27 protein-coding genes, 1 other RNA gene and 1 riboswitch are annotated in these 26,663 nt (G+C 66.5%); of the genes, 15 read left to right on the top strand and 13 right to left on the bottom strand.

Features of this window, described 5'->3' with window-relative positions; all coding sequences use genetic code 11:
• Nucleotides 1–309 precede the first annotated feature (309 nt).
• From AC1RKI_RS05870 to AC1RKI_RS05850, 5 genes are all read left to right on the top strand, one after another.
• Entirely contained in the window at nucleotides 310–1,029 is a 720-nt protein-coding gene (locus tag AC1RKI_RS05870; RefSeq protein ID WP_150979634.1) for a GntR family transcriptional regulator, read from the top strand.
• A gap of 64 nt (nucleotides 1,030–1,093) precedes the next feature.
• Nucleotides 1,094–2,512, top strand: coding sequence for a malonyl-CoA decarboxylase domain-containing protein (locus AC1RKI_RS05865; RefSeq protein WP_490714077.1), 1,419 nt, complete (start codon nucleotides 1,094–1,096; stop codon nucleotides 2,510–2,512).
• 139 nt (nucleotides 2,513–2,651) lie between these two features.
• Complete coding sequence (locus tag AC1RKI_RS05860; RefSeq protein ID WP_492794532.1) at nucleotides 2,652–3,659, top strand: Bug family tripartite tricarboxylate transporter substrate binding protein; 1,008 nt, start codon at nucleotides 2,652–2,654, stop codon at nucleotides 3,657–3,659.
• Nucleotides 3,659–4,441 carry an enoyl-CoA hydratase/isomerase family protein gene (locus tag AC1RKI_RS05855; RefSeq protein WP_492794534.1) on the top strand — a complete coding sequence of 261 codons (783 nt, stop codon included), beginning with the start codon at nucleotides 3,659–3,661 and terminating at the stop codon, nucleotides 4,439–4,441. Before AC1RKI_RS05860 ends, AC1RKI_RS05855 begins: the two co-directional genes overlap by 1 nt.
• Before the next feature lie 102 nt (nucleotides 4,442–4,543).
• Nucleotides 4,544–6,097 carry a malonate--CoA ligase gene (locus AC1RKI_RS05850; protein ID WP_061952745.1) on the top strand — a complete coding sequence of 518 codons (1,554 nt, stop codon included), beginning with the start codon at nucleotides 4,544–4,546 and terminating at the stop codon, nucleotides 6,095–6,097.
• Nucleotides 6,098–6,155: 58 nt separating this feature from the next.
• Here AC1RKI_RS05850 and AC1RKI_RS05845 read toward each other — a convergent pair whose 3' ends face one another.
• The 5 genes from AC1RKI_RS05845 to AC1RKI_RS05825 all read right to left on the bottom strand — a co-directional run bounded on the left by AC1RKI_RS05845 (nucleotide 6,156) and on the right by AC1RKI_RS05825 (nucleotide 8,737).
• Complete coding sequence (locus tag AC1RKI_RS05845; protein WP_061952743.1) at nucleotides 6,156–6,848, bottom strand: SIMPL domain-containing protein; 693 nt, start codon at nucleotides 6,846–6,848, stop codon at nucleotides 6,156–6,158.
• A gap of 136 nt (nucleotides 6,849–6,984) precedes the next feature.
• Complete coding sequence (locus AC1RKI_RS05840) at nucleotides 6,985–7,458, bottom strand: EVE domain-containing protein (RefSeq protein WP_061952741.1); 474 nt, start codon at nucleotides 7,456–7,458, stop codon at nucleotides 6,985–6,987.
• A gap of 95 nt (nucleotides 7,459–7,553) precedes the next feature.
• Nucleotides 7,554–7,771: non-coding RNA, 6S RNA (gene ssrS / locus AC1RKI_RS05835), on the bottom strand.
• Between the two features lie 322 nt (nucleotides 7,772–8,093).
• Complete coding sequence (locus tag AC1RKI_RS05830) at nucleotides 8,094–8,417, bottom strand: cell division protein ZapA (RefSeq protein WP_061952739.1); 324 nt, start codon at nucleotides 8,415–8,417, stop codon at nucleotides 8,094–8,096.
• On the bottom strand, nucleotides 8,414–8,737 hold the full coding sequence (locus tag AC1RKI_RS05825; protein ID WP_061952737.1) for a hypothetical protein: 324 nt from the start codon (nucleotides 8,735–8,737) through the stop codon (nucleotides 8,414–8,416). Before AC1RKI_RS05825 ends, AC1RKI_RS05830 begins: the two co-directional genes overlap by 4 nt.
• 207 nt (nucleotides 8,738–8,944) lie before the next feature.
• Nucleotides 8,945–9,229, top strand: a riboswitch (cobalamin riboswitch).
• A 79-nt stretch (nucleotides 9,230–9,308) separates the two neighbouring features.
• On the opposite strand from AC1RKI_RS05825, the gene AC1RKI_RS05820 reads away from it, so the two are divergent.
• From AC1RKI_RS05820 to AC1RKI_RS05790, 7 genes are read left to right on the top strand one after another with little or no spacing between them, the layout of a single operon-like run.
• Complete coding sequence (locus tag AC1RKI_RS05820; RefSeq protein ID WP_492794536.1) at nucleotides 9,309–11,342, top strand: TonB-dependent receptor plug domain-containing protein; 2,034 nt, start codon at nucleotides 9,309–9,311, stop codon at nucleotides 11,340–11,342.
• Between the two features lie 3 nt (nucleotides 11,343–11,345).
• Nucleotides 11,346–12,353, top strand: a complete 1,008-nt coding sequence (locus tag AC1RKI_RS05815; RefSeq protein WP_492794538.1) for a FecCD family ABC transporter permease — start codon at nucleotides 11,346–11,348, stop codon at nucleotides 12,351–12,353.
• Nucleotides 12,350–13,159: an ABC transporter ATP-binding protein gene (locus AC1RKI_RS05810; protein WP_492794539.1), complete on the top strand. Its 810-nt coding sequence runs from the start codon at nucleotides 12,350–12,352 to the stop codon at nucleotides 13,157–13,159. The genes AC1RKI_RS05815 and AC1RKI_RS05810 overlap by 4 nt, the downstream gene beginning before the upstream one ends.
• A complete protein-coding gene (gene cobO, locus AC1RKI_RS05805) occupies nucleotides 13,156–13,785 on the top strand; it encodes a cob(I)yrinic acid a,c-diamide adenosyltransferase (RefSeq protein ID WP_061952729.1) in 630 nt (209 codons plus the stop codon). The genes AC1RKI_RS05810 and cobO overlap by 4 nt, the downstream gene beginning before the upstream one ends.
• 15 nt (nucleotides 13,786–13,800) lie before the next feature.
• The gene (gene cobT / locus AC1RKI_RS05800; protein WP_492794541.1) at nucleotides 13,801–14,865 is read left to right on the top strand and encodes a nicotinate-nucleotide--dimethylbenzimidazole phosphoribosyltransferase; all 1,065 of its coding nucleotides are present in this window, start codon (nucleotides 13,801–13,803) and stop codon (nucleotides 14,863–14,865) included.
• 9 nt (nucleotides 14,866–14,874) lie between these two features.
• Complete coding sequence (locus AC1RKI_RS05795) at nucleotides 14,875–15,651, top strand: adenosylcobinamide-GDP ribazoletransferase (protein WP_061952725.1); 777 nt, start codon at nucleotides 14,875–14,877, stop codon at nucleotides 15,649–15,651.
• Nucleotides 15,636–16,211, top strand: coding sequence for a histidine phosphatase family protein (locus tag AC1RKI_RS05790; RefSeq protein ID WP_492794543.1), 576 nt, complete (start codon nucleotides 15,636–15,638; stop codon nucleotides 16,209–16,211). Before AC1RKI_RS05795 ends, AC1RKI_RS05790 begins: the two co-directional genes overlap by 16 nt.
• Nucleotides 16,212–16,422: 211 nt before the next feature.
• On the opposite strand, the gene AC1RKI_RS05785 is transcribed toward AC1RKI_RS05790, so the two are convergent.
• From AC1RKI_RS05785 to cobU, 4 genes are read right to left on the bottom strand one after another with little or no spacing between them, the layout of a single operon-like run.
• Nucleotides 16,423–17,322, bottom strand: a complete 900-nt coding sequence (locus AC1RKI_RS05785; RefSeq protein WP_492794545.1) for a cobalamin-binding protein — start codon at nucleotides 17,320–17,322, stop codon at nucleotides 16,423–16,425.
• The gene (cobD, locus tag AC1RKI_RS05780; RefSeq protein WP_492794547.1) at nucleotides 17,319–18,332 is read right to left on the bottom strand and encodes a threonine-phosphate decarboxylase CobD; all 1,014 of its coding nucleotides are present in this window, start codon (nucleotides 18,330–18,332) and stop codon (nucleotides 17,319–17,321) included. Before cobD ends, AC1RKI_RS05785 begins: the two co-directional genes overlap by 4 nt.
• Entirely contained in the window at nucleotides 18,329–19,318 is a 990-nt protein-coding gene (locus tag AC1RKI_RS05775; protein ID WP_150979643.1) for a CobD/CbiB family cobalamin biosynthesis protein, read from the bottom strand. The genes cobD and AC1RKI_RS05775 overlap by 4 nt, the downstream gene beginning before the upstream one ends.
• Complete coding sequence (gene cobU, locus AC1RKI_RS05770; RefSeq protein ID WP_084003785.1) at nucleotides 19,315–20,046, bottom strand: bifunctional adenosylcobinamide kinase/adenosylcobinamide-phosphate guanylyltransferase; 732 nt, start codon at nucleotides 20,044–20,046, stop codon at nucleotides 19,315–19,317. The genes AC1RKI_RS05775 and cobU overlap by 4 nt, the downstream gene beginning before the upstream one ends.
• A 116-nt stretch (nucleotides 20,047–20,162) precedes the next feature.
• On the opposite strand from cobU, the gene AC1RKI_RS05765 reads away from it, so the two are divergent.
• Nucleotides 20,163–21,731, top strand: a complete 1,569-nt coding sequence (locus AC1RKI_RS05765) for a cobyric acid synthase (RefSeq protein ID WP_492794550.1) — start codon at nucleotides 20,163–20,165, stop codon at nucleotides 21,729–21,731.
• 35 nt (nucleotides 21,732–21,766) lie between these two features.
• Nucleotides 21,767–22,429: a nucleotide-binding protein gene (locus AC1RKI_RS05760; protein WP_061952715.1), complete on the top strand. Its 663-nt coding sequence runs from the start codon at nucleotides 21,767–21,769 to the stop codon at nucleotides 22,427–22,429.
• On the opposite strand, the gene AC1RKI_RS05755 is transcribed toward AC1RKI_RS05760, so the two are convergent.
• Nucleotides 22,404–22,958 carry a GNAT family N-acetyltransferase gene (locus tag AC1RKI_RS05755; protein ID WP_061952713.1) on the bottom strand — a complete coding sequence of 185 codons (555 nt, stop codon included), beginning with the start codon at nucleotides 22,956–22,958 and terminating at the stop codon, nucleotides 22,404–22,406. The two genes, AC1RKI_RS05760 and AC1RKI_RS05755, sit on opposite strands and share 26 nt — an antisense overlap.
• Nucleotides 22,959–23,133: 175 nt before the next feature.
• Here AC1RKI_RS05755 and AC1RKI_RS05750 point away from each other — a divergent pair, with 175 nt between their 5' ends.
• Nucleotides 23,134–24,330 carry a PepSY-associated TM helix domain-containing protein gene (locus tag AC1RKI_RS05750; RefSeq protein ID WP_061952711.1) on the top strand — a complete coding sequence of 399 codons (1,197 nt, stop codon included), beginning with the start codon at nucleotides 23,134–23,136 and terminating at the stop codon, nucleotides 24,328–24,330.
• Between the two features lie 100 nt (nucleotides 24,331–24,430).
• On the opposite strand, the gene panC is transcribed toward AC1RKI_RS05750, so the two are convergent.
• From panC to AC1RKI_RS05735, 3 genes are all read right to left on the bottom strand, one after another.
• The gene (gene panC / locus AC1RKI_RS05745; protein WP_227459014.1) at nucleotides 24,431–25,273 is read right to left on the bottom strand and encodes a pantoate--beta-alanine ligase; all 843 of its coding nucleotides are present in this window, start codon (nucleotides 25,271–25,273) and stop codon (nucleotides 24,431–24,433) included.
• A gap of 177 nt (nucleotides 25,274–25,450) precedes the next feature.
• A complete protein-coding gene (locus AC1RKI_RS05740) occupies nucleotides 25,451–26,356 on the bottom strand; it encodes a segregation and condensation protein A (RefSeq protein WP_061952706.1) in 906 nt (301 codons plus the stop codon).
• A 31-nt stretch (nucleotides 26,357–26,387) separates the two neighbouring features.
• Nucleotides 26,388–26,579, bottom strand: coding sequence for a DUF3460 family protein (locus AC1RKI_RS05735; RefSeq protein ID WP_150979649.1), 192 nt, complete (start codon nucleotides 26,577–26,579; stop codon nucleotides 26,388–26,390).
• Between the last annotated feature and the right edge of the window lie 84 nt (nucleotides 26,580–26,663).

The following is a 26,663-nucleotide window of genomic DNA, read 5'->3' as shown; positions in this document are numbered from 1 at the left end:
CCCGACGCCAAAGAGATCGTCGCGGCTGTTCTTTCACGTGCGGGCAATTCTTCTGCAGGGAGGCAGGGGAATTGCCCGCCGCACCTCTGGCCACACGTCCCCTTTTTCGATTCCCCTTCATCACGGCCGCCGCGCGCGCGCTCATGTTCGATGGCGCGTCGCGCGCATGACGTCAGCACGCCACGGCAGTGCCCCGATTCCGCGGCGCAACATCGAAACCGCTTGCGGCGCGCAAGACCTTCTCCATAATTATGAATTATTGCGGCGAATGCGCCGCTCGGAGCAGGTATCTTCCGCCCAGGAGGCGTGATGCGAATCGTCCGGCAGGCGCTTTATCTGGAAGTGGCCGACAGGCTGCGCGCAATGATCGACGAGCGCGCGCTGATGCCGGGCGCATGGATCGACGAAGTCGCGCTCGCCGCCTCGCTCGGAACGTCGCGCACGCCAATGCGCGAAGCGCTCAAGGTGTTGGCCGCCGAAGGGCTGGTGCGGCTGGAGCCGCATCGCGGCTGCTTCGTCAATGCGCTGTCCGAACAGGATCTCGACGAGATCTTTCCGCTGATGGCCTTGCTCGAAGGGCGCTGCGCCTACGAGGCCGCCCGCAATGTCACGCCGGCCGATCTCGATGCGCTGGAAGGCTTGCACGCCGATCTGTCGCGATACGCGCAGGCCGGCGACATCGACGCGTACTACGAAACCAACTACCAGATCCACGAGGCCATCCAGCGCCTTGCCGGCAATCGCTGGCTGTCCGGCGTGGTCAGCGATCTGCGCAAGGTACTGCGGCTGTCGCGCCACAAGAGCCTGAAGTTGCCGGGCCGCATTCATGAATCGTGCGCCGAGCATCTGTCGGTATTTTCAGCCCTGAAAGCCCATGATCCGGAGGGCGCCGAGGCGCTCATGAAAACCCATGTGCTGCGCCAGCGCGGAGCGCTGCGCGCGCTCGACAGTGCCGAGCATGCCGGCGATGCTGCCACCGACGCCGCGCAACCGGGCGGCAACCATCTGCGCGTAGCCGGGCAGGGTTGAGCCTGCCGTCGATGCGAATTCCCGTTGCAGTTCTCACCGTCAACCGATTGAGCAGGATGCCCACATGATCGTCCTCGATCCCGCAGACCAACAAAAAGTGAGCGCACCGCTGGAAGCCAGCGAGCCCGTCAGCGATACGCTGTTCTCGCGATTTGGCCGGTGGTGGGGCCGCAAGGGCGACGATGCGCAAGCGCAGAAAGCGACCAGGGCGGAGCCCGCGCCGACGCTGTCGACGCGCGCCGTCAAGCGCCAGCGCGATCAGTTGCGCCAGTGTTTCGATGCGAGATTGACCGATGGCGCCGCCAATGCCGCCGCGCAAGCGTGGCAGGACGAATACCAGGCCGCCCCGGAGCCGTTGCGCCAGGCGATGCTTGGCGTACTGGCCGAAGTGGCCGCCGGGCGCGACGCCGCCGGGACACAGGGTGGCAGCGCTTCGGGCTTGTCGCAGGCGTTGTCGAACGCGCGCATCCGCTTTTTTAAGCGCTTTGCCGCGCAGCATGGACAACGCGGCGACAGCGCATGCGGCCTGCATTTCCTGATCCAGCTGCGGGCCGATATGCTGCGCTGGCACAAGCGCATTCCCGGTCTGCGAGAACTCGACGAGGACCTTGAGGCGCTGTTCTCCAACTGGTTCGACGTGGGACTGCTCGAATTGCAGCCGATCACGTGGGATTCCCCGGCGTCGTTGCTGGAAAAACTGATTCGTTACGAAGCGGTGCACGAAATATCGTCGTGGAACGACATGCGCAACCGACTCGATTCCGATCGCCGCTGTTACGCGTTCTTCCATCCGCGCATTCCGCGCGAGCCGCTGATCTTCGTCGAGGTGGCCTTCGTGCCCGAGATGGCGGCCAACGTGCAGGCGCTGCTCGACGAAGCCGCACCGCTGGAGGACCTGCGGCGCGTCAAGTGGGCGATCTTCTATTCGATCTCGAATACCCAGGCGGGCCTGCGCGGCGTCAGCTTCGGCAATTTCCTGCTTAAGCGCGTGATCGAGGAATTGCAGCGCGAATTTCCCAAGCTCAAGCAGTTTGCAACGCTGTCGCCGATTCCGGGGTTTGCCGATTGGCTGCGCAAGCAGGATGGCGAAACGATCGCCCGTATTCTCGGCGACAAGCGGCTGTCGCGCTGGCGTGAGCGACATGCCGACGCGCCGGCCGATGGCGCCGCGTGGCTCGCCGCCTTGCCTGCCGATGCGCAGGACCCGGTGATCCGCGATACGGCGCTGACGCTGGCCGCGCATTATCTGGTGCGCGCCGGCGACAAGGGCATGCCGACCGATCCGGTGGCGCGTTTCCATCTCGGCAACGGCGCGTGCGTCGAACGCTTGAACTGGGCGGCCGATCTGTCGCGAAAAGGCCGCGCGCAGGCGTGCGGCATGATGGTGAACTATCTTTACGTGCCGGATGCGCTGGACGACAATCTGGCTCGCCTTGGCGACGGCAATCCGCGCATCAGCCGGTCCGTCGCCAAGCTGCTGTGACCCCGGGGTCGGGCACAGCCGGCAGGCATGACAAGCCGGTGACGCGATTCAAGCCGGCAGAGGATTTTTTGTCGGGTGATAGTTGGGTGAAGTACTTCGATTGACTTTCCACGCAGTGAGTAGAGAGAGGAGACAGTACATGAATCGTCAGCGCATTCTGACCGCGTTCGCGCGTGTCTTTGCAGTAGCCGGCCTGATTGCCGGCACCGGGGCAACCCTGCATGCGCCGGCCGCGCACGCCGCCGATCCGTGGCCGAACAAGCCGATCACCGTGATCGTGCCGTTCCCGGCCGGCGGCGGCACCGACGCGTTCGCGCGGCCGCTGACCGCGCAGCTTTCCAAGCAGCTCGGCAAACAGTTCGTGATCGACAACCGCGGCGGCGCGGGCGGCACCGTCGGCGCCAGCATTGCGGCCAAGGCCGCGCCCGATGGCTACACGGTTTTCATTGGCGGTGCGCACCATGCCATCGCGCCGTCGTTCTACAAGAAGCTCGACTACGACATCGAGAAGGACTTCATCCCGATCACCGTGATCGCGCAACCGCCGCAGGTGCTGGTGGTGAATCCGACCAAGGTGCAGGCCACCACGGTCAAGGAACTGATTGCCTATGCCAAGGCGAATCCCGGCAAGCTGAACTACGCTTCGGCAGGCAACGGATCGTCGCACCATCTGGCCGGGGAACTGTTCAAGCTGCAAACGCAGACCGATCTGACCCACGTGCCGTACAAGGGCGCCGGTCCCGCGCTGTCGGACCTGATCGCGGGCCAGGTGGACCTGATGTTCGATGGACTGGGATCGTCGGCGCAGCATATCCGCGCGGGCCGCATCCGGGCCCTGGCGGTGGCATCGAAGACGCGCTCGGCCGCATTCCCGAATGTGCCGACGGCTGCCGAAGCGGGCGTGCCGAACTACGAGGTCTCGACCTGGTACGCGCTGTGGGCGCCCAAGGGCACGCCCAAGGAAATCGTCGACAAGCTCTACGCCGAAACGGCCAAGGCGCTGCACAGCCCCGAGCTGAAGGCGGTATGGCTGCAGAATGGTTCGGACACGCCGCAGTTCACGCCCGAACAGTTCGCGCAATTCCAGCATGCCGAGATCAAGCGCTGGGCAGACGTGGTGCAGCGCTCGGGCGCGAAGATCGACTGATGGGCGGCACTGTCACGTTCGCGCGCGACGGGGCCACGGCCCTGGTCACGCTATCGCATCGGGGCAAGCTCAACGCGATTTCGGCCGGCATGTGGCACGCGCTGGCGACCGGTTTTGCCGAGCTGTCGGCCGATACGTCGCTGCGCTGCGTGGTGGTGCGCGGCGCCGATGGCAACTTTGCCGCGGGCGCCGATATTGCCGAATTCCCGACCGTGCGCGGCGACGAGGCCGCGGTGCGTCGCTATCACATGGAAACCATCGCGCCCGCGTTGCAGGCGATCGCCGAATGTCCGCATCCGACACTGGCGGCGATCGAAGGCGTGTGCGTGGGCGGCGGCCTCGAAATCGCCTGCCATTGCGATCTGCGCATCGCCGCGTCGGGCAGCCGCTTCGGCGTGCCGATCAATCGGCTGGGATTTCCGATGGCGCCGGGCGAACTGCGCGGACTGCTGGCGCTGGCCGGGCGCGCGGTGGCGCTGGAAATCCTGCTGGAAGGCCGCGTGTTCGACGCCGACGAAGCCGCCCGCAAGGGACTGCTGACGCGCGTGGTGCCCGAAACCGCGTTCCATGACGAGATCGCTGCGACGATCCAGCGTCTGTGCGCGGGCGCACCGTTGGCCGCGCGCATCAACAAAGCGACGATCCGCCGCCTGTCGCCCGAGCCGGCGCCGCTCACGCAGGCCGATCTCGACGCGCATTTCCGTTACGCCACGAGCCGCGACCATGCCGAAGGCGTGGCAGCCTTCCTGGCGCATCGTCCTCCGGATTTCACCGGGGAGTAATATCCTGGCCGGCCCGCTATCATGGCCGGCTGCCACCGACGCCGTTGCCTGGCGTCAGCCATCCTTGCCACATCGGGCACGCCATTTTTCTTGCCTTGCACCATGAACGCCAATCTGTTCGCCCTGTTCGAAAGCCGTTTTCCCGCCGACCGCAGCGCCTGCTGCATCGAGACCCATGACGGGCTCTACTACACTTGGGACGACCTCGACCGCGCTACCGCCAAGCTTGCCAATCTGCTCACGGCGCTGAAGCTGCCGGCCGGTGCGCGCGTGGCCGTCCAGGTGGAAAAATCGCCCGAAGCGCTGTTCCTGTACCTGGCCACGCTGCGCGCCGGCTATGTGTATCTGCCGCTGAACACCGCGTACCAGGAAGCCGAGATCGATTACTTTGTCGGCAATGCCGAGCCGTCGGTGGTGGTTTGCAGCAGCAGCAATTTCGGCTGGGTCTCCAAGGTTGCATTTGCGCATAACACCGCGCACGTGTTCACGCTCGACGAAAACCGTACGGGATCGCTGTTGCAGCGCGCCGCCGCGCAGCCGGACACGTTCGAGACCGCGCAGCGCGGCGACGACGATCTGGCCGCCATCCTGTACACGTCCGGCACCACAGGCCGCAGCAAGGGCGCGATGCTGACGCACCGCAACCTCGCATCGAACGCCCTGACGCTGCACGAGTACTGGGGCTGGCGCAGCGATGACGTGCTGCTGCACATGCTGCCGATCTTCCACGTGCACGGGCTGTTCGTAGCCTCGCATGGCGCGCTGCTGGCCGGCGCGAAGATGATCTGGGCGCCGCGACTGGACATGGCGCAGATCCTCAAGTTCATCCCGCGCGCCACGGTGATGATGGGCGTGCCGACGTACTACGTGCGCATGGTGCAGGAGCCGCGTTTCGACAAGGAGCTTTGCCGCAACATGCGCTTGTTCGTGTCCGGCTCGGCACCGCTGCTGCTGGAAACGTTCGATGCATTCCGCGAGCGGACGGGACACACGATCCTGGAGCGCTACGGCATGAGCGAAACCATCATGCTGGTTTCCAATCCGTACGATCCCGCGCAGGGCGAGCGCATCGGCGGCACCGTGGGCATGCCGCTGCCCGGCGTGTCGGTGCGGGTGGTCGATGGGGAAGGGCAGCCGTGCGATGCGGGGGCGATCGGCAATGTGGAAGTGAAGGGTCCGAACGTGTTCAAGGGCTACTGGCGCATGCCCGAAAAAACCGCCGAGGAGTTCACCGCGGATGGGTGGTTCAGGACCGGCGACGTCGGCCGTTTTGGCGGCGCGATCGTCAGTCAGGCGGGTGAGCGTCGTGTGCCGGACAACTATCTGACCATTGTCGGCCGTAGCAAGGACCTGATCATTTCCGGCGGCTATAACGTCTATCCGAAGGAAATTGAGAGCTTTATCGACGAGATGCCCGGCGTGGTGGAATCGGCCGTGATCGGCGTGCCCCATGCGGATTTCGGCGAGGCCGTGGTGGCCGTGGTGGTGCGCAAGCCCGGTGTGGAGATCGACGAGGCGGCGATGATCGGCACCCTCAAGGGCCGCATCGCCAATTTCAAGGTGCCCAAGCGCGTGCACGTGGTGGACGAACTGCCGCGCAATACGATGGGCAAGGTGCAGAAAAACGTGCTGCGCCAGCAATATTCCGCCCTGTAGGCAAAGCATTGGGCGCTGTCCTCGCCGATGACCGGCGCAGGACAGCGCGCGGCGCGCGTTACTTCGCCATTTGCACCGACCCGTTGACCGACACGGTCACCTGGGTCTTGCCGCCTTCCACCGGGATCGGCGCGCCGGCATCGGCGGCCATGGCCTTGGCCGCGTACATGCGAGGCATCGGCGGGATCATGCCACCCGATTCATTGATCGAGACTTCCCGGATCGTGTAGCTGCTGTAGCCGAACAGCGCAGTGCTGGCCTGCGCCTTGTCGCGGAACGCCGCCACGGCCTGGTCCGCCAGTTTCTTCTCGGCCGCAAGGCGCGCCTCGCGCGACAGCGAGAACGCGATGTTCTGCACCTGCATCTGGTTGGCAAGTTCGCCGGCGAGCTTGGAGACGGCGCCAAAATCCTTCGACTTCAGGATGATTTCGGAGCGGCCGCGCCACGTACTGATCTTGCCGTTGCGGTCGGTGTTCGGATGAATCGTGAATCCGCCCGATTGCGCCTCGACGCCCGCGGTGCGCTTGGCTTGCGCCAGTGCCGCCTGGGTGCGCGACGACAGCGCGTTGGAGATGGCGGACGGCTCGGCGCCTTCCTGCTCGGCAGCGAGCGTGAGCTGGACGACGTCGGTCGGCACTTCGGTGACTGCCTGCGCAGACAGCGACAACACGCCCGAGGGCGCCGGCACCGTCTGGGCGCCAGCGATTGCAGCGGTCGTGCCGAGCAGCGACGCAGCCAGAAATTTCTTCATGGAGTTCTCCCGATCAAATGTGATGGCTGTCAGACGCGTGCCCCTGCAAATCGTTCCCGTGCGGGAGGTTGCGCGCGCCGTGCGGGACATGCAACGCGGCATTGTGCGCGGCGCTGGCCCGGCACGGCGGTCCGGCTTACTTCATCAGTTTTTCGGTGATATAGCGCCACTCGGCCGGCGTCACCGGCGTGATCGACAGGCGGTTACCGCGGCGTAGCACGACCATGTCGGCCAGCGCCTCGTGCTCGCGCAGCGTCGCCAGCGGAATCAGTGCGCTCTTCTTCACGAAGCGCACATCCACCAGCGACCAGCGCGGCTCTTCCTTTTTCGACGCCTTGTCGTAATAGCTGCTTTTGGGATCGAACTGCGTGGCGTCGGGATAGGGCTGCGAACATACCTCGGCAAGCCCGGCAATGCCGGGTTCGGGGCAGGACGAGTGATAGAACAGCACGCCGTCGCCGATGCGCATCTGATCGCGCATGAAGTTGCGTGCCTGGTAGTTCCGGACGCCGGTCCAGGGCAGGGTGCCCTGTTCGGCAAGATCGTCGATACTGGCCTCGTCCGGTTCGGACTTCATCAGCCAGTACTGGCGGGCGCGCTGGTCAGTCATGGATGACGAACGTGCTGGGTTGATCCGCGGCGATGCGCCGCAAATGCGGAAATGAAAAGGCGGTGGTTCGAACCACCGCCTCTTCACCACTTGAAGGGGTCCCCGCCTCGGCCGCTGGGTCGGCATCCTGAACCCAAGTGAGGTTCAGAGTGGCTGCGGAAGTCGTATTTCGGGTACATCGCCCACTCAGGGAGTCCAGGCTGGGCCCAGACTATGAATGCGGTAACGCGCTCGCCCACACGACATAATCCCGCACCATGCAATGCATATCGGTTCAAGGAGTTTATGACCCTCACGAACCAGGCAGGGAAACTGTCAAACGTCTGACGTTGGTTCCTGTGCGTGCAATACGCTTGGGATGTCAGACGTTTGCCGTTTCAAACTAGGATGGGATGGAAACGGCGGCCAGGCACGATAACCCGACCATCCAGCTGCTTCGGTCGCATGCACCGCGCAGTGGCTCCACTATACACCGCGACGTCAGGCATACCAAGTCGGACGTGCCGCGTCGTTACATTTTCCACAACGCCTGGCAACGCACCGCATGGCGCGCGGCACAGGCTTCACATGCACGTGATATGTGGCCATGGCCGCGCAATTCAAGCATGCGCCGACGTTTTCCCGCTGCAAGCCGGCTAGCGCGTGCCGACGTGCGCGTATTGCCGCAGCGCCTCGTCGGCGCGCTCGTTCAGTTCGCGGATACGCGCGCGCACGGCGTCCACCGGGATCGCGCCGTCTTCGTCCTGCTTGCGGCGCATGGCCAGCAGATCAGACGCAATGCTGATGGCTGCCATCACCGCCACGCGCTCCACGCCCTTGGACGCGACGCCGCCCTTGAGCTTGTTCATCTTGTCGTCGACCAGCGCCACGGCTTCCAGCAGCGCGGCTTCGTTGTCCGCGGAGATCGCGAAGCGGTAGGGCTGGCCCGCGATGTTCACTTCCACTTGCTTGTTGCTCATGCATGTTCTCCAGGGGCTTGCTGCGAGCCTTCCGATGCGGCGCGCGGCGCGCGGTCGCCAAGCAGGTCCAGCTGGCGCGCATCGCTGGCGGTGGGCAGCTTGTCCAGGATGGACTGGATGCGCAGTTGCGCTTCCTCGATCTTGATGTTGAGCAGTTCGCGGTCGGCCGCCATGGCTTCGCGGTCCGCGCGCAACTGGCTCGCCTCGGCCTGCAGGCGGTCGATGTCCGCGCGCAGCCGCTGGTTCTCGGCAGCCAGGGTGTCTGCGTGATGCAGTACGCGCCCGATCTTGGCGGCCAGCTGTTCGAGTTCGTTGAGCATAGTGCCTGTCGTGTCCGGTAGGAGTAAGGGTCAGGTTTTGGGGATTCTAGCCGATGCTCGCGCAACGGCTACCGGCAACGCCGCCGTTTCGGACCGGCGTGTCGCCCCGAAGTTGCACGGATCTGCGGCGATTGGCGCAATTTCGCGCGTCAAACACGGTTATCGGCATACCGGACCTCCGCATTGACGATAACTTTGAAACTCCCTACACTCGCGCACGTTCCAGGTGCTCGCGGACCTTGCCCAGTCGGGGCCGCAGTTCAACGGGAAACAGGGAGCCGGCGCTCGACGTGGAGGTCGGGGCGGGCCAACCTGTGCTGCCCCCGCAACGGTAAGCGACCGCGGCCGCGCATCGAGCGCGTCCGCAGGGCCGGCCAATCGCCACTGATCTTCTCGTCACGATTCTTCAGTTCTGAGGTGTCGCGCGCCGATCGGGAAGGCGGCCAGCCTGATGTCGTCAGCCCGGATACCGGCCTGAAGAACGCGGGCGCCTGTCCCTTCGGGACGGCGCGCCACATCGCCATCTGGTCCGCGGGGGAACGGGCCCGGCCGTTCTCTTCCATCCTTGCTCATGCGTTCCACGCCATTGAGGTCGACCGTCGCGGCAATGCCGCCGGTTTGCCCGTCCACGCCTGCCATCCTGGCGGCCATCGCCGTATTGTCGTACCCGTTCTGCGCTGCATCGGCGCTGGCTCAAGGTGCCACCGCCGACGAGGCAACGGCCACCGCGCCGTCTCCAGCCACATCCTCGGCCGCGTCTGCCTCGACGCCAGCCACATCGTCGGCCGCGTCTGCCTCGACGCCAGCCACATCGTCGCCCGCGCTGACGCCAACGGTCGTCACCGCGTCGCGCACCGCGCAGCGTGTCACCGATGCGCTGCCCCACACCACGGTGGTCACGCACGAGGACATCGTCAATTCGCAGGCGCCCGACCTGCGCTCGCTGCTGCGCGGACAGGCCGGCGTCGAGTTCGCGGCAAATGGCGGCATGGGCGCCAACACCACGCTGTTCATGCGCGGCGCCAATTCCAACCAGGTGCTGATCCTCGTCGATGGCGTGCGCATTGCCGGCGCCAGCGGCGGCACGGCGCAACTTGCCAACATCCTGCCGGACCAGATCGACCATATCGAGGTGGTGCGCGGCAACGTGTCGGCGCTGTACGGATCGGACGCGATCGGTGGCGTGGTGCAGATCTTCACCAAGAATGGCATCGGACAGGCGCCGGCGGCCAATGCGCAGATCGAATACGGCAGCAACAACACGCGCCAGGGCACGGTGGGTTACGGCGGCCAGGTGGGCGATACGTCATTCAACGTGACCGGATCGATCTTCAAGACCGATGGCTTTTCGTCGATCAACGCCGCGCAGTGGAATGCCGACAACCCGCGCAGCGTCGCGCGTGGCGTGGGTCCCAATCCCGGCGACAACCCGTACGAAAACAAGAGCGTGTCGGGGCAGGTGCGACACAAGATCACGCCGGACTGGGACGCCGGGTTCGCGGCGTATTACTCGAATAGCCAACTGTCGTACGACACCACCAGCGGCAAGCCGACCGACGACTATCGCATGGACAGCGAGCTGTACACGCTGTCCGCATTCACCAATGGCAAGGTGACGTCGAACTGGACCACGCATTTCAAGATCGCGCAGAGCCAGGACCGCAGCGAAGGCACCAAGAACGGCCTGTTCGACAGCCTGTTCAGCACGCGCACGCGCCAGTTCAACTGGCAAAACGAATACGCGTTGACTCCCGACCACAAGCTGCTGTTCGGCACCGACTGGCTGCAGCAGGCGCTGACATCGAGCGCCTACAACGCGCCGGTACGCAACGTGTTTTCGGTCTACGCCGGGTATGAGGGGCGCATCGGCCGCAACCAGCTGCAGCTCAACGCGCGCAACGACCACTATTCCGATTTCGGCAACCAGGGCAGCTTCTTTGCCGGTTACGGCTTTGACCTTACCGAACAGCTCAAGCTGATTGCCAACGTCAGCAACGCGTTCCGTGCGCCGACCTTCAACGAACATTATTACCCCGGGTTCGGGCAGCCCAACCTGAAGCCCGAACGCGCAAAGTCCGCCGAGGTAGGCGTGCAGTTCGATACGGCCGGCGCCGGGCTGCTGCGCGTGACGGCGTTCGAAACACGTTACGACGACCTGATCGTTTCCACGCTGACCGCGCCGGGCCTGTATCTGGCGCAGAACGTCAACAAGGCGCGGGTGCAGGGCGTCGAGGCGTCGTGGCGCGCGACAGTGTGGGGCACGGATCTCGGCGCGAACGTCACGTTCCAGAATCCGCTCGATGAAACCAACAACACGCAGTTGCTGCGCCGCGCGCGCCGTCATGCGTCGTTCGACGTCGGCCGCAACTTCGGCAACTGGCGTTTTGGGGGCGAATGGCTGATTTCTTCGTCGCGGCTCGACAGCGGCTCGCGCACGCTGGGTGGATACGGTATCGTCAACCTCAACGCCCGTTACAACATCGACAAGCAATGGTTTGTGGCCGCCCGCGTCGAAAACCTGTTCGACAAGAACTACATGCTCGCCTATCCGTACAACACGCAGGGCCGCGCCGGGTTCATCACGCTGGGGTGGCGGCAGAAATAAGCGATGAGTGAATTGCGCCGCGCGCTGATCGTCTGGATCGTCCTGGCCCTGGCCGGGGTGGCGGTGTTCGCGCTGTCGCTGGCCGTGGGCAGCGTCGCGCTCGACGCGCGCCAGCTCTGGCAGGCGCTGACCGGCGCGGATACGGGCACGGCCGGCGCGATCGTGCGCGAACTGCGGCTGCCGCGCGCGGCGGCGGCATTCGCGTGCGGCGGGCTGCTGGCCCTGTCGGGCGCGCTGATGCAAGTGCTGCTGCGCAATCCGCTGGCCGAGCCCTATGTGCTGGGCGTATCCGGCGGCGCCTCCACGGGCGCGCTGATGGCGATGCTGCTGATGCTGCCGCTGTGGCTGGTGCAGGCAGGCGCGGCCGGCGGCGCGCTGGTTTCCATGCTGCTGGTGGCCACGCTGGCGCGCCGCGATCTGCTGCATCCACAGGTGCAGGGCGGCCACCATGAAGCCGGCGCGCGGCTGCTGCTGACCGGCGTGATCCTCGCTGCGGGCTGGGGCGCGGTGATCACGCTGATCCTCGCCATCGCGCCAGAGTCACGCCTGCGCGGCATGCTGTTCTGGCTGACCGGCGACCTGAGCGGCACCGCCGTCTATGGCTGGGCGTTGGCCACGCTGATCGCGGCGCTGGCGCTGGCCATGCCGATGGCGCGCGCGCTCAACGTGATGCTGCTGGGCGAAACCGTGGCGCAATCGCTCGGCGTGCGTGTCGGGCGCGTGCGGCTGGCCACTTTCCTGATCGCGTCGCTATCGATTGCGGCGGCCATTACCACGGCCGGGTCGATCGGCTTTGTCGGCCTGGTCGTGCCGCATATGGTGCGTCTGGCGTGGGGCAACGACCAGCGCCTGTTGCTGCCGGCGTCCGTATTGCTCGGCGGGACGCTGCTGATGGCGGCCGACCTGATCGCGCGCACGATCATCGCCCCGGCGCAACTGCCGGTCGGTGTCATCACGGCATTGCTGGGTGTGCCGACATTTCTCTATCTGTTGCTGCGGAGGCCGCGATGAGCGATTGGTCCGAGCCGCTCGCGGCGTGTCCCGTGCTGGCGTTGCACGACTTGCGGCTGCGCACGCCCGGCCGCATGCTGGTCGATCGCCTGTCGATGTCGATTGGCGCGGGCCAGCTGTGGTGCATCGTGGGGCCGAACGGCGTGGGCAAGTCCACGCTGATGAACGTGCTGGCGGGCCTGCGCGCGCCCGACGACGGCGCGGTGGCGCTCGACGGCGCGGCCCTCGCGCATATTCCCCCAGCCGTGCTGGCGCGACAGCGCGCCTATCTGCCGCAGGCGGTGCACGACACGTTCTCGATGAGCGTCGAGGATGCGGTGCGCATTGGCCGACATCCGCATCTGAATGGCTGGGGATGGGGACGCCGCGATGACGACCGCATCGTGCGTGACGTCATCCACGAGCTCGATCTCGACACGCTGGCGGGACGCGATGTGCTGACACTGTCGGGCGGCGAACGCCAGCGCGTCTCGCTGGCCGCCGTGCTGGCGCAGCAGGCGCCGCTGCTGTTGCTCGACGAACCCGTGGCGCATCTGGATCTGCGCCATCAGATCCAGGTGCTCGATTTGCTGCGTCGCCTGACGCAGGCCGGCCGCCACGCCGTCGTGGTGATCCTGCACGACCTGACGCTCGCGCTGCGTTACGCCACGCATGCGCTGCTGATGGCCGAAGACGACCACGCGCTGCATGGCCCGGCGCAAGATGTACTCACTCCCGCACAGTGTTCGCGAGCACTGCGTACCCCTATCATCCGCATCAGCGACGGTTCGCATGTCGCGCTGGTGCCTGACGGAAGCCATTCATGAGCGATATCGAATCCACACCGGCCGACGACGGCCGCGATGAACGCCACAAGACGCGCATGGTGCGCAAGAAGGAAGTGGTCGATGCCAAGATCGCCGCCGCGCAGACCGAACGCGGCGTGATTGTGATCACCACCGGCAACGGCAAGGGCAAGTCGAGCTCGGGCTTTGGCATGGTGATCCGGGCGATGGGGCACGGCATGCGTGCCGGCGTGGTGCAGTTCATCAAGGGCGCGATCCCGAGCGGCGAGGAAATGTTCCTGCAGCGCTTTCCCGATCAATGCGAGTTCCATGTGATGGGCGAGGGCTACACGTGGGAGACGCAGGACCGCGCGCGCGACGTGGCCAAGGCCGAAGCCGCATGGGAACTGGCGCGCCGCATGCTGCGCGACCCATCGATCGGGCTGGTGCTGCTCGACGAACTGAACATCGCCCTGAAGTTGCACTATCTTGATGTCGACGCCGTGATCGCCGATCTGCGCGCGCGCCCCGCCATGCAGCATGTCGTCATCACCGGCCGCGGCGCGCCGCCGGCGCTGGTGGAGGCGGCCGACACGGTCACTGACATGACGCCGGTAAAGCACGCATTCCAGCAAGGCATCAAGGCCCAGCGCGGCGTTGAAATGTAATCCGAACCTGTAGTCATGACCCATATTTCCGAATTCGCCCTTGCCCTGCCACCGATCGCACCGCTCGATGAATCGCTGCGCGCCGCGCTGCAGGCCGTCATCGACGACAAGACCAAGCCGCCCGGATCGCTGGGCCGCCTGGAATCGCTGGCGATGCAGATCGGCCTGATCCGCGGCGAAACCGTGCCCGAACTCGATCGTCCGGCCATCATCGTGTTTGCCGGCGACCACGGCGTGGCCGATGCTGGCGTCAGCGCATTCCCGCCCGAAGTCACCGCGCAGATGGTGCTGAATTTTCTCGGCGGCGGTGCGGCGATCAACGTCTTCACGCGGCTGCACGGCATGGCGCTGGAAGTGGTGGACGTTGGCGTGCGCGCGCCGCTGCCGGCGGCGCCGGGGCTGGTCAACTGCCGCGTGGCCAATGGCACGCGCAATTTTGTCGATCAGCCGGCCATGACGCCGGCCGAGGCGGGCGCGGCGATCAACGCCGGCATCGCCCGCGTGCTGCGCCACGCGCAGCAGGGCACCAACGTGATCGGCTTCGGCGAGATGGGCATTGCCAATACGTCGGCGGCCGCCTGCCTGATGAGCCGGCTTGTCGGCCTGCCGCTGGAGGCATGCATCGGTCGCGGCACGGGGCTGGACGATGCGGGCCTCGCGCGCAAGCGAGAGGTGTTGTCGCAGGCGCTGGCGCGTCATCCCGAGGTGACCGATCCGCTCGATGTGCTGGCCACCTTCGGCGGCTTCGAGATCGCGGCGATGACGGGCGCCTATCTGGCCGCCGCCGCCAGCCGCATGGTGATTCTGGTCGACGGTTTCATCGCCTCGGCCGCTTTGCTGGTGGCCGCGCGCATCGACCCCAACGTGCTGCAGTACTGCGTGTTCTCGCATTGTTCGCACGAGCAGGGGCACCGCGCGTTGCTGGCCGAATTCAAGGCCGAGCCGCTGCTGGCGCTCGATCTGCGTCTGGGCGAGGGCACTGGCGCGGCGCTGGCATGGCCGCTGGTGGCATCGGCCGTGGCGTTCCTGCGTGAAATGGCGACGTTCAGTGGCGCGGGCGTCAGCAACGCACCGGCATAGGCGACGACCATGGCTGACGAATTCCGTTTTTTCCTGACCGCCGTCGGCTACTTCACGCGAGTGCCGTTGCCGCGACGCCTGTCGGCATGGGTGGGATTCGAGCCGCATTATCTGAACGCCGCGGCGCGATATTTCGCGCTGGTGGGATTGCTGGTGGGCGCTGCAGGCGCGCTGGCAACCTGGGCGGCATGGCAGGTCTGGTCGCCGCCGGTCGCCGTGGTGCTGGGCATGGCCGCCACGCTGCTGCTGACTGGCGCATTCCATGAGGACGGCCTGGCCGATTGCGTGGATGCGTTCGGCGGCGGCTATCGGCGCGAAGACGTGCTGGCGATCATGCACGATTCGCGCGTGGGCGCGTTTGGCGCCATCGCCATCGTCATCGCGCTGTTGCTGAAATGGCAGTTGCTGGTCTCGATCGGCGAGGCACAGGGCGTGGAAGCCCTGCTCGCAGTGCTGATCGCGGCCCACGGCGCCAGCCGTGCGATGGCCATCACGTTCCTTGCCACGCACGACTATGTGCGGCCCGAAGGCAAGGCCAAGCCCGTGGCGCAGCGCTTGGCCGGCCCGGGCCTGCTGCTTGCGCTGGCGTGCGGCGTGCTGCCGCTGCTGTGGGTGTCGCCGCTGTTCGCCGGCGTGGCAATCCTGGTGCTGGCCGCGCTGCGCGCTGCGCTGGGCGCCTACTTCGTCCGACGCATCGGCGGCTACACCGGCGATTGCCTCGGCATGGCGCAGCAGCTGGCCGAACTATCGATTTACCTCGTGGCGGCCGCATGGAAGTGGTACTGATCCGCCACGCCGCGCCGGACGTGTCGCCCGGCATCTGCTACGGCAGTCTCGATGTGCCGCTTGCCTCGCCGATGTCTCCTGCGGCCGCGGAGATTGTCGCGAAGCTCGCGCCCCCCGACCGCATCGTCGCCAGCCCGGCCGCGCGCGCCATGCAGACCGCGACGCGTCTGGTGGCCTGCATGGACAACGCGCCCGACATCGAGGTCGAGCAGCGTCTACGCGAACTGCATTTCGGCGCATGGGAAGGGCTGGCATGGGAGGCGATCGGGCGCGATGCGCTGGACCTCTGGGCCGCCGACCTGATGAACGCCCGCCCGCACGGCGGCGAAAGCGCGACGCAGGCGATGGGGCGTATCGGCGCATGGGCCGACTCGCTCGACGCAACGTCTGACGAGCGCATATGGGTCATCACGCACGCGGGGCCGATGCGCATGCTGGCAGCCCGATGGCTGGAACTGCCGCTGGAAAAAACGCTCGGATGGCGTCTCGCATTTGGCGCGAGCTGCGGATTTCAGGTGACGCCTGCATCGGCGTCGTTGTCCTGGTGGAATTGCCGCTGAATCTGCGCCACGCCCCGGTGCGGCCGACAGCGGCGGGCGCATTACAGGCCCGGCGGTCGGGACGGAAAGCGAATGTCTATATAGGCCTTGGCGCAGACGTACACGGGGCGGTACGGCCAGACTTCCGCGCCGTACAGCTTCGCCATATGTTCCAGTACTTCGTTGATGATGGCTTGCGGCAGCGAAGACCGGCGCCGAAGCGCACGGCGTATCAGCGGCCGCGACGCGACCTTGCGATATCGAGATCCTTGCAGATCTCCTCGGCGCCTTTCACCACGCGCGGCCCGGCGCGATTGATCAGATCGCCGTCGATCACGAACAGGTTGTTGCGCGCCACGGCCGTCACCTGTTTCCACTTTTCCCACTGCGAAAAATCGGCCAGCGGCTTGTCGGGGCGCGTGGCGCCCATGCCGGCCGTCAGCATGACCTCCGGATTGCCGGCGATGACCGATTCCACCGTGACAGTCGGCACCAGCGGCGTTTCGCTGGCAAACAGGTTGCGGCCGCCGCATAGCGTCAGCAGATCGCTGACCAGATGCCGGCCATTCAGTGTCATCAACGGTTGCTGCCAGACCTGGTAGAAAACCGTCACAGCGGGCCGCTGCGCATACGTCCTGCGCAGTGTCTCGACCTGCTGGCGAAACTCACCGGCGGCGCGATTGGCCAACGCTTCCGTGCCCATCAGCGTGCCGAGTTTTTCCAGGTTCTCCGGGATCGATTCGAGCTTGCGCGGCTCGCTGAAGAACAACGGCATGCCAAGCGCGCGCAGCCGATCGGTCTGCTTTTGCGCATTGCCATGACGCCAGACCACGATCAGATCCGGTTTGAGCGCGGCGATACGTTCGAGGTCAAGCGCCTTGTTGTCGCCGACGCGCGGAATGTCGCGTGCTTGTGGCGGGTAGTCGCTGTAGCTGACGGTGCCGACGATGCGCTCGCCGCCGCCGGCCGCGTAGATCAGTTCGGTCACGTGCGGCGCCAGCGAAACGATGCGCCGGGCGGGCTGCGCAAGCGTGACGGTCTCCCCGGCATCGTCCACGACGGAGACGGCCGCGTGCGCGTGAACGATGGCGAGCAGCGTGGCGAAAACCAGCAGGGCGGACGTGCACTTCATCGGATTCGGTTCAGGATGTGATCGAGCGCGGCGTCGAGCCGTTGCCACGCGTTCGGATGGTCGGGCGGTAGCCCGAAGCGAAGGCTGGCCGGGCAATCGCCGGCCGCATCGAACAGGCGCGTCCAGACGCCCAGTCGCGCCAGTTCGTCGTGCAGCACCGATGCGCGATCGTCGGGCACCCAGCAAAACAGCGGTTGCGAAACCACGCGCAGCCCGTGGCCGGTCAGCAGCGCGGCCAGGCGCTCGCCCTGTACGCGCAGCGCGGCACGCGTGGCAGTCTGCCAGGCATGGTCGGCCAGCGCGATGCGGGCGATGGCACGGGCCGGACCCGAAACGGTCCAGTGCCCAAGCCTTGCCGACAATGCGTCGAGCAGATCGGACGCGGCCAGTACGAAGCCGCAGCGGATGCCGGCCAGCCCGTAGAACTTGCCGATCGAACGGAGCACGACCAGCCCCGGCTTGTCGCTGTGCGCTGCCAGCGATGCGGCGGCGGTGCAATCGATAAAAGCTTCGTCGACGATCAGCGTGGACAGTTGCGCATGCCAGCGCAGCAGGATGTCGGCCGACACGCAGCGCGCGGTGGGGTTGTTGGGATTGACCACGACAAGGTGATCGAGCCCTTGCGGCAAATCGGCGCGCGCGAAATCGGCTTCATCGAGCGGCACCACGGTGTGCCCGGCCTGTGCAAAGGCGGGGGCGTATTCGCTATAGCCCAACGCCGCGATCCCCACGCGCCCCGGGCGCAGCAGTGCCGGCAGCGTGCGGATCGCCGCCTGCGAGCCGGCCACCGGCAGCGCGTGCGGTGCGCCGTAGGCGAGCGCCGCGATTTCCGCCAGGCCGTCGTCGTCCTGCGGCAGCCGTTGCCATGCATCGACCGGAAGCGCTGGAATCGGATAGCAGGTGGGATTGATGCCGGTGGACAGGTCGATCCAGTCTTGCGCCGGACGGCCGTAGCGCTTCACGGCCGCCAGAAGATTGCCGCCATGGCGAATCGGTGTGGCGCCGTTCATGCCAGACCTCGCAGCGTCGCCAGCAGCGCAGGCCATTGCGATACCAGCGGCGCGCTCAGCATCGCCACGCCGAGCCAAAGCCACAAGGTGCGCTGCACCAGCCGCAGGCACGCGCGGACGTGCGCAGCGTTGGGGGGGGCGCCGATGCCCAGCGGCGGCCGCTCTTCCCATGCGCCGTGATAGTGCGCGCCGCCGCCCAGCGCCACGCCAATCGCCCCCGCGCCGGCAGCCATGACCGGTCCCGCGTTGGGACTCGACCACGCACGCGCCTGGACACGCCAGCAGCGCAATGCCGGCGCGGTGGCGCCCAGCAGCGCGTAGGACAGCGCCGTCAGACGCGCGGGGGCCAGGTTCAACGCGTCGTCGATGCGCGCGGCCGCCCAGCCGAACATTTCCCAGCGTGCAGTGCGATAGCCCCACATTGCATCGAGCGTATTGGCCAGCCGGAACACGATCACGGCGGGCGCGCCGCCCACCAGGAACCAGAACAGCGCGCCGAAGATCGCGTCGTTGCCGTTTTCCAGCGCCGATTCGCACGCGGCGCGCGCCAGCGCTTCGGCGTCGGCGTCGGCGGTGTCGCGCGAGACGATGCGCGCCGTCAGCCCGCGTGCGGCAGGCAGGTCGCCGCGCGCCAGCGCATCGGCGATCGGCGCGATGTGCTGGGTCAGGCTGCACGCGCCCAGCGCGCAGTACAGGGCCGCCACATGCAGCAGCCACGCCAGCGCGGGATGCAGCGCGGCGGCCATGGCGAGCAGCCAATACGCGGCCGCGGCAGGCACCAGCACCATCGACGCCCACGCGGCAAGACCGGCGATGCGCTGACGCGCCGCGCCGCTTGCGGGACGATTGAGTCGATTGGCCAGCGCCGTGGCAATGCGGCCGAATCCGACCAGCGGATGCCAGCGGCGCGGCTCGCCCAGCCAGCGGTCCAGCAGCACGCCGGCAAGCGCGGCCGCCACGCAGGCCGGCCAGGACAGCATGATCATCGTGTGTGACTGCCTCGCGGCGAGGGGTCCTTGATGGCCACCGGAATGCCTGCCACCAGCAGGCGCACGCGATCGGCGGCGGCGGCGAGCTTCTGGTTCAGGCGGCCCAGTTCGTCGACATAGAAGCGGGTGATCGCGCCCATCGGCACCACGCCAAAGCCGATCTCGTTCGAGACCAGGATCACATGGCCCGGCAGCATCGGCAGCGCCGTCATCAGCGCGTCGATTTCCTCGGTAAATGCGGGCGGCGGCGTGATGACGCCATGCTCGGGGTATTCGCGATGGTCGCCGAAAAGCAGGTTGTTGAGCCACAGCGTCACGCAGTCCACCAGGATGCAGCCGTCATGACGCGCGTGCGCGTACAGCGCGTCGGCCAGATGAACGGGCTCTTCGACCAGCGTCCAGTCCGCCGGACGCCTGGCGCGATGCAAGGCGATGCGCACTTCCATTTCCTCGTCGGCCGGCTCCGCATCGTGTCGCGCCGTGGCGATGTAGGTCACCGGGCCGCGCGTGGCGGCCGCATGATCGGTGGCCAACTGCTCGGCGAAATGGCTCTTGCCGGAGCGCGCGCCACCGAGCACCAGCGTCAGTTCGCGCGGCGTGGCGCTGCCGGTTTGCGGCTGCGGGGCGGGCGCCGTTTGCGGATCGCTTGCCGTGGCGGCGCCGGTCGATGCGACGTCGGCGGCGGCTGCCAGATTGAGCGCCTGAGTGGAGGCCGTGGAGTTCATGCGGCGTATTGTAGCCGCCGCATCCGGCGCCCGCATGCATGGATCTTGCAGATTGGAACGCAGATAACCGCGCAGGTTGCGGCCCTGGCGGCAGGCCGTGCTGCGATAATCGCGCGATGCAAAATGCCACCTCGAACCCGCCTGTCTTTCCGTATGCCGCGCGTGCGCTGCGCGGCACCCTGATGATCCAGGGCACCACCTCCGACGCCGGCAAGAGCACCGTCGTGGCGGGCCTGTGCCGCGTACTGGCGCGCGCGGGCGTGGCGGTCGCGCCATTCAAGCCGCAGAACATGGCGCTGAACAGCGCGGTGACGGTCGACGGCGGCGAGATCGGACGCGCGCAGGCATTGCAGGCGCAGGCGGCCGGGCTGCAGCCGCATACCGACATGAACCCGGTGCTGCTCAAGCCCAGCAGCGATATCGGCGCACAGGTGATCATCCACGGCCGCGCGCGCATGGATCTCGATGCGCGCGCCTATCACGCCTACAAGCCGCGCGCGATGGCCGCCGTGCTGGAAAGCCACGCGCGGCTGCAACAGGCGTACGGCGTGGTGATGGTGGAGGGCGCCGGGAGTCCCGCCGAAATCAACCTGCGCGACCGCGACATCGCCAACATGGGTTTTGCCGAGCGCGCCGATTGCCCGGTGGTGCTGGTGGCCGACATCGATCGCGGCGGCGTATTCGCGCATCTGGTAGGCACGCTCGATTGCCTGTCCGACAGCGAGCGCGCTCGCGTCACCGGCTTCATCATCAATCGATTCCGCGGCGACATCGGCCTGTTGCAGCCGGGGCTGGACTGGCTCAGCGCCCGTACCGGCAAGCCCGTTTTCGGCGTGCTGCCCTACCTGCACGGGCTGCATCTCGATGCCGAGGACGCGATCGTCAGCGCCCAGGTCGCGCGCCGCGCCGGCGCAGAGGGAGAGCGTCTGCGCGTAATCGTGCCGGTGCTGCCGCGCATCTCGAACCACACCGACTTCGACGCGCTGCGCGCGCATCCCGATGTCGACCTGCAGTTCATTGGCCCGGGCATGCCGATTCCGCCCGCGGACCTGGTGATCCTGCCCGGCAGCAAGAGCGTGCGCGCCGATCTGGCATTCCTGCGCAGCCATGGCTGGGATCGCGCGCTGCTGCGCCATTTGCGTTACGGCGGCAAGCTGATCGGCATCTGCGGCGGCATGCAGATGCTGGGCCGTCGGGTGCACGATCCGGACGGCCGCGAGGGCCCTGCGGGCGCAAGCGACGGGCTGGGCCTGCTCGATTTCGACACCACGCTGGCCCCCGACAAGCAGTTGCGGCGCGTGACGGGGCGCCTGGCGGTGGGCGGCGGGAGCGACGAAATCGATGTGGATCGGTTGGCGGGCGGCGCGGCGGTCGATGGCTATGAAATCCATCTCGGCGTGACCGCAGGGCCGGGGCTCGATCGTCCGGCGCTGTGGCTCGACGACAACGGCATCAGCCGGCCCGATGGCGCGGTATCCGACGACGGGCAGGTGCTGGCCACGTATGTCCACGGCGTGTTCGACAATCCCGCGGCGTGCGGCGCGCTACTGCGCTGGGCCGGGCTTTCCGGGGCCAATGGCGTGGATCTCGATGCGCTGCGCGAGGCGTCGATCGACCGGCTGGCCGACAGCATGACCGATCACCTCGACCTTCGGGCGATGTTCGCGCCGCTGCAGTCCCGCTAGAATCGCGTCCATCTGCTGGATGTCGGAGGACTTTCATGCCGGTCGTCGTCATCGCCAATCCCAAGGGCGGCGTGGGTAAAACCACGCTTGCCACCAATCTGGCCGGGTATTTCGCCCGCCACGGACACGCCGTGATGCTCGGCGACACCGATCGCCAGCAGTCGTCGCGCGCCTGGCTGGGCCTGCGCCCGGCATCGGCGCCGCCGATCCGCAGCTGGGACATCGACGCCGACCACATCGCCCGTCCGCCCAAGGGCACCACCCATGTGGTGCTCGATACACCAGCGGGCCTGCACGGCTGGCGTTATGGCGACGTGATGAAGCTGGCGCACCGCGTGGTGGTGCCGCTGCAGCCGTCGATGTTCGACATCCTGGCCACGCAGGACTTTCTGGAAAAACTGGCCGATGACAAGCGCGTCCGCCATGGCGAAGTCAGCGTGGGCGTGATCGGCATGCGGGTTGACATGCGCACGCGCGCCGCCGAGCAGTTACAGCGCTTTGTCGAGCAACTGGGCCTGCCGGTGCTGGGCTACCTGCGCGACACACAGAACTACGTCCAGCTGGCAGCGCACGGGCTGACGCTGTGGGATGTGGCGCCATCGCGCGTGGCGCGCGATTGGGAGCAGTGGCAGCCGATCCTGCGCTGGCTCGATGGCCATGCGCCCGCCGCAGCTACGGGCCCGGTGCCAGGCGGCTGACCAGCGCGTCGACGTCGTCCCACGTGACGCGACGGATCGCCACCATCAGGTCTGTGCCGGGAAACGGATCGTTGAAGCTGTCCGATTCCACCCCGCCGAGCCGCCGATAAAACTCGCGCGCTTGCGTATTGCCTTCCAGCACGTACAGAAACAGCGGCTTGCCCGGCCACTGGCTGGCCACGCGCGCCGCGCAATGGGCCATCAACTGCTTGCCATAGCCCTTGCCATGGTGCGTGTGGAGCACATGCAGATTGTCGACATAGACGCCGTAGCCGGGCTCGGCAAGCGGCATCAGGCATGAAAATCCCGCCGGCTGGCCGTCGATGCGCAGGATCGTGACGTCGAGCGGCGCTTCCGCTCCTTCCAGCATCCGGGCGCGCCAGGTGATGCGTCGTTCATTCGCGGCGTGGTGTTCGAGATATTCGGCGGGAATCAGGCCGGCGTAGGCATGACGCCAGCTATCGGCGTGCATGGCGGCAAGCAGGTCGGCGTCGGCAGGCGAGGCGGGAACCAGTTCGATCAGGGGCATGGCGGAAGCAGGCAGCGCGTGGGCGAAAGATGGCAGGGGGCGCGACTACGATCTTAACGTCACGCTGCTAGAATCGCGAATTCTTCGCATTTGCGTTTGCGTGTTGGCGCACAGATGTGATTTCCACGCCTGATGCCGCGCCGCAGCATCGCATCCCAAGAGAAAGTTTCCAAGCATGGTCACCGGTCGTCAACGCGCCGTCCTCGTCAAGCTGCACCTCTACATCGGCCTGGTGTTCGGCTTGCTGTTCATCCTGATGGGCCTGAGCGGAACGGCCATCTCGTGGCGCGACGAAATCGACCAGTGGCTCAATCCGGACCTGCTGCAGGCATCATCGGCCACGCGCATCCCGGTGGGCGCCGCGACGGTGGAATCGATCACCGGCAAGCTGATGGCCGATCCGCACTATGGCAAGCCGAACCTGCTGATGCTGCCGATCGACCAGCACGACGTGTTCATCGCCTATTACCCGATCAAGGGCGAGCAGGCCGGCGCGGGACGTTTCCGGCAGGTGATGATCGATCCCATCACGCTGGCCGTGAAGGGCGAGCGTCTGTGGGGCGTGCCCGGCCTGTCGCGCCAGCAGATCATGCCCACCGTGTTCCACCTGCATCGCTATCTGCTGTCCGGCGACACTGGCAAGACGATTACCGGCATCACCGGGATGATGCTGCTGGTGGCCGTGCTGTTGGGCGTGGTGCTGTGGTGGCCCAAGCTCAAGCTGCGCGCGTTGAAGCAGTCGGTCCGCGTCGCGCATGGTGGCTCGTGGTCGCGCTTTGTCTATACGCTGCACCGCGCCGGGGGGATCTTCGTGGCGCCCGTGCTGGCGACCATCGCGTTTTCGGGCTGGTATCTGAATCTGCCGAAATGGGTCACGCCGATCATTGCCAGCGTGATGACCGTGAGCCCGCCTGCCAAGCACCAGTCCGATACGCCGCCGCCGGGCGTGCATGCGATCACGCCGGCGCAGGCCATGACGGCCGCGCAGCAACAGTTCCCGGGCGCGCTGGTGACGCGCGTCAGCCTGCCGCGCAAGCCGGGCGATGCGTACGAAGTGCGCTTGCGTCAGGAAGGCGAAGTGCGCGCCGACAGTGGCGCCACGCGGCTCTGGCTCGATGCCTACACGGGGCGCCCGCTGGGCGTGCGCGATCCGCACGATGCGCAGCCGGGCGACACATTGATTAACTGGCTGTTCCCGCTGCATACCGGCGAGGCATTCGGCGTGTGGGGACGCGCGTTCATCACCGTGTTCGGCCTGGTGCCGCTGGTGTTCGCGCTGACGGGCGTGCTGATCTGGTGGAAACGCCGCAGCGGCCACCGTCGTCATCTGGCGCGCGAAAAGGAGCGGTCGGCGCGCTCGGCGCGCGCCTGAGCGGCGCGAGATCGCCATCGCCAGAAACGACAAGGGCCGGAGAGAATCCGGCCCGTTTCATATGTGCGGCGCCGATCAGCGCCGACCGGCGAGTCCCCGGTCAGATTTCGAGATTGTCGATCAGTCGCGTATTGCCGAGCTTCGCGGCGCTTAGCACGACGAGCGGCTCGCCGGCGGCGAATTCTTCTCGCGTCGGCGCTTGCAGGTTGCTGCGCTTGCGGATCGACACATAATCCGGCTGCCAGCCGCGCGCCTGCAGGCGCGCCACGGCGTCGGCCTCCACCTTCAGCAGATCGAGGTTGCCGTTGCCCAGCACGGTGTCGCGCACTTCGTGCAGCGTCTTGTAGAGCATCGGCGCCTCGGCGCGTTCGGCCTGCGCCAGATAGCGGTTGCGTGACGACAGCGCCAGGCCGTCGTCGGCGCGCACGGTCTCGGCCGGAATGATGTCCACGGGTAGCGCGAACTGGTTGGCCATGCGCCGCACGATCATCAACTGCTGGTAATCCTTCTTGCCGAACACGGCCACACGCGGCTGCACGCAGCAGAACAGCTTCATCACCACCGTGCAGACGCCCTTGAAGAAGCCGGGACGGAACTCGCCTTCGAGAATGTCGCCCAGGTCGTGCGGCGGCTCGACGCGGTATTCCTGCGGCTCCGGGTACATGTCCGCCTCGGTGGGCGCGAACAGCACGTACACGCCTTCGCTTTGCAGCTTTTCGATGTCGTCCTGCAGCGTGCGCGGATATTTGTCGAAATCCTCGTTCGGGCCGAACTGCAGGCGATTGACGAAGATCGACGCCACCACCGGGTCGCCATGCTGGCGCGCCAGACGCATCAGCGACAGATGGCCTTCATGCAGATTGCCCATGGTGGGGACGAACGCCACGCGGTTTTGCCCGCGCAACTGGTCCCGCAACTCCTGGATGGAAGAAATGACTTTCATGAATGTGGTGTGCGGTCGTGGTAGGAGCCTGCCCGCTGCCATGGGACAAGGCGGACGGCGCGCCGGATTCTATGAAAAGACGTTGGCCGGCTGTCGGCGGATTGTAGAGCATCCGCGCGGCTTCATGCCCGCCCGGGCGCCGGGAAATTGACCGCGATTGTCCGCCCTGCGGAACGATCAGGCCGGCGTGTACGCCAATCGCACATAAATCGGTGCGAACGGCTCGGCCTGCGTGATTTCCACCAGCGATTCCCGCGACAGTTCCAGCATGGCGATGAAGTTCACCACCACCACGGGCACACCCTTGCCGGAGCGGATGGCGTCTTCGAAGAGTTCGCTGAACTCCATGAAGCGGGCGTGCTGCAGGCGCCGCAGGATCTGCGTCATGTGCTCGCGCACGGACAGTTCCTCGCGCGAGATCTTGTGGTGCTGGTTGAGCTTGGCGCGCTTGAGCACGTCGGCCCACGCCGATTGCAGGTCGATCGTCTCCACTTCGGGGAAACGCGGCGCCAGACTCTGCTCGATATAAACCTGCGAACGCAGGAAATCGCGGCCAAGCTGCGGCACGGTGTCCAGCCGCTGCGCGGCCAGCTTCATCTGCTCGTATTCCAGCAGGCGGCGCACCAGTTCGGCACGCGGATCCTCGGCTTCCTCGTCGCTGTCGGCTTTCTTCACCGGCAGCAGCATGCGCGACTTGATCTCGATAAGCATCGCCGCCATGAGCAGGTACTCGGCGGCCAGTTCCAGGTTGGTCCGGCGGATCTGATCGACGTACGAGAGATACTGGCGCGTCACCTGGGCCATCGGAATGTCCAGGACGTTGAAGTTTTGCTTGCGGATCAGGTACAGCAGCAGATCGAGCGGGCCCTCGAACGCTTCCAGAAACACTTCGAGCGCATCGGGCGGGATGTACAGGTCTTGCGGCAGCTTGAACAGCGGCTCGCCGTACAGGCGCGCGAACGCCATGCCGTCGACCATGTCGGCGGGATTGGTGCCGCCGCCGGCCGGCGCCACGCTGGGCAACGGCACCGGCAGGGTCAGCTTGTCCTGCGCGGCGGGCTCCAGCGGGTCGCTCGGGTGCATTGGGGAGTGTCCGGGAGGGCGGGGCGGGCGATCAGTTGTCGGACGAGTAGACGTACGGCTTCTGGGCCACGCGCGATGCGTTGGCGCGGGCGCGCTCTTCCAGGTCGATCGGGGCCTTGTCCCACAGCAGGCCGCGGCCTTCGCGCTGTTCTTTCTCCAGCGACGGGCGCTCCTGCTTCAGTGTCTTCAAGAACTGCGTGATTTCGGATTCGTACATGGCCATGGTGAAACCTGTGCCCTGGGGGCGGCGTTGGGGGTGACGGGTCAGGATTTTACCGTATCGGCAAGGCGAGCTGCGGGCGGGCGC

The organism is Cupriavidus sp. GW822-FHT06G04, from assembly GCF_058799075.1.
The sequence above is the reverse complement of the archived record's forward strand: the minus strand, read 5'-3'. Positions and strand labels throughout refer to the sequence as shown.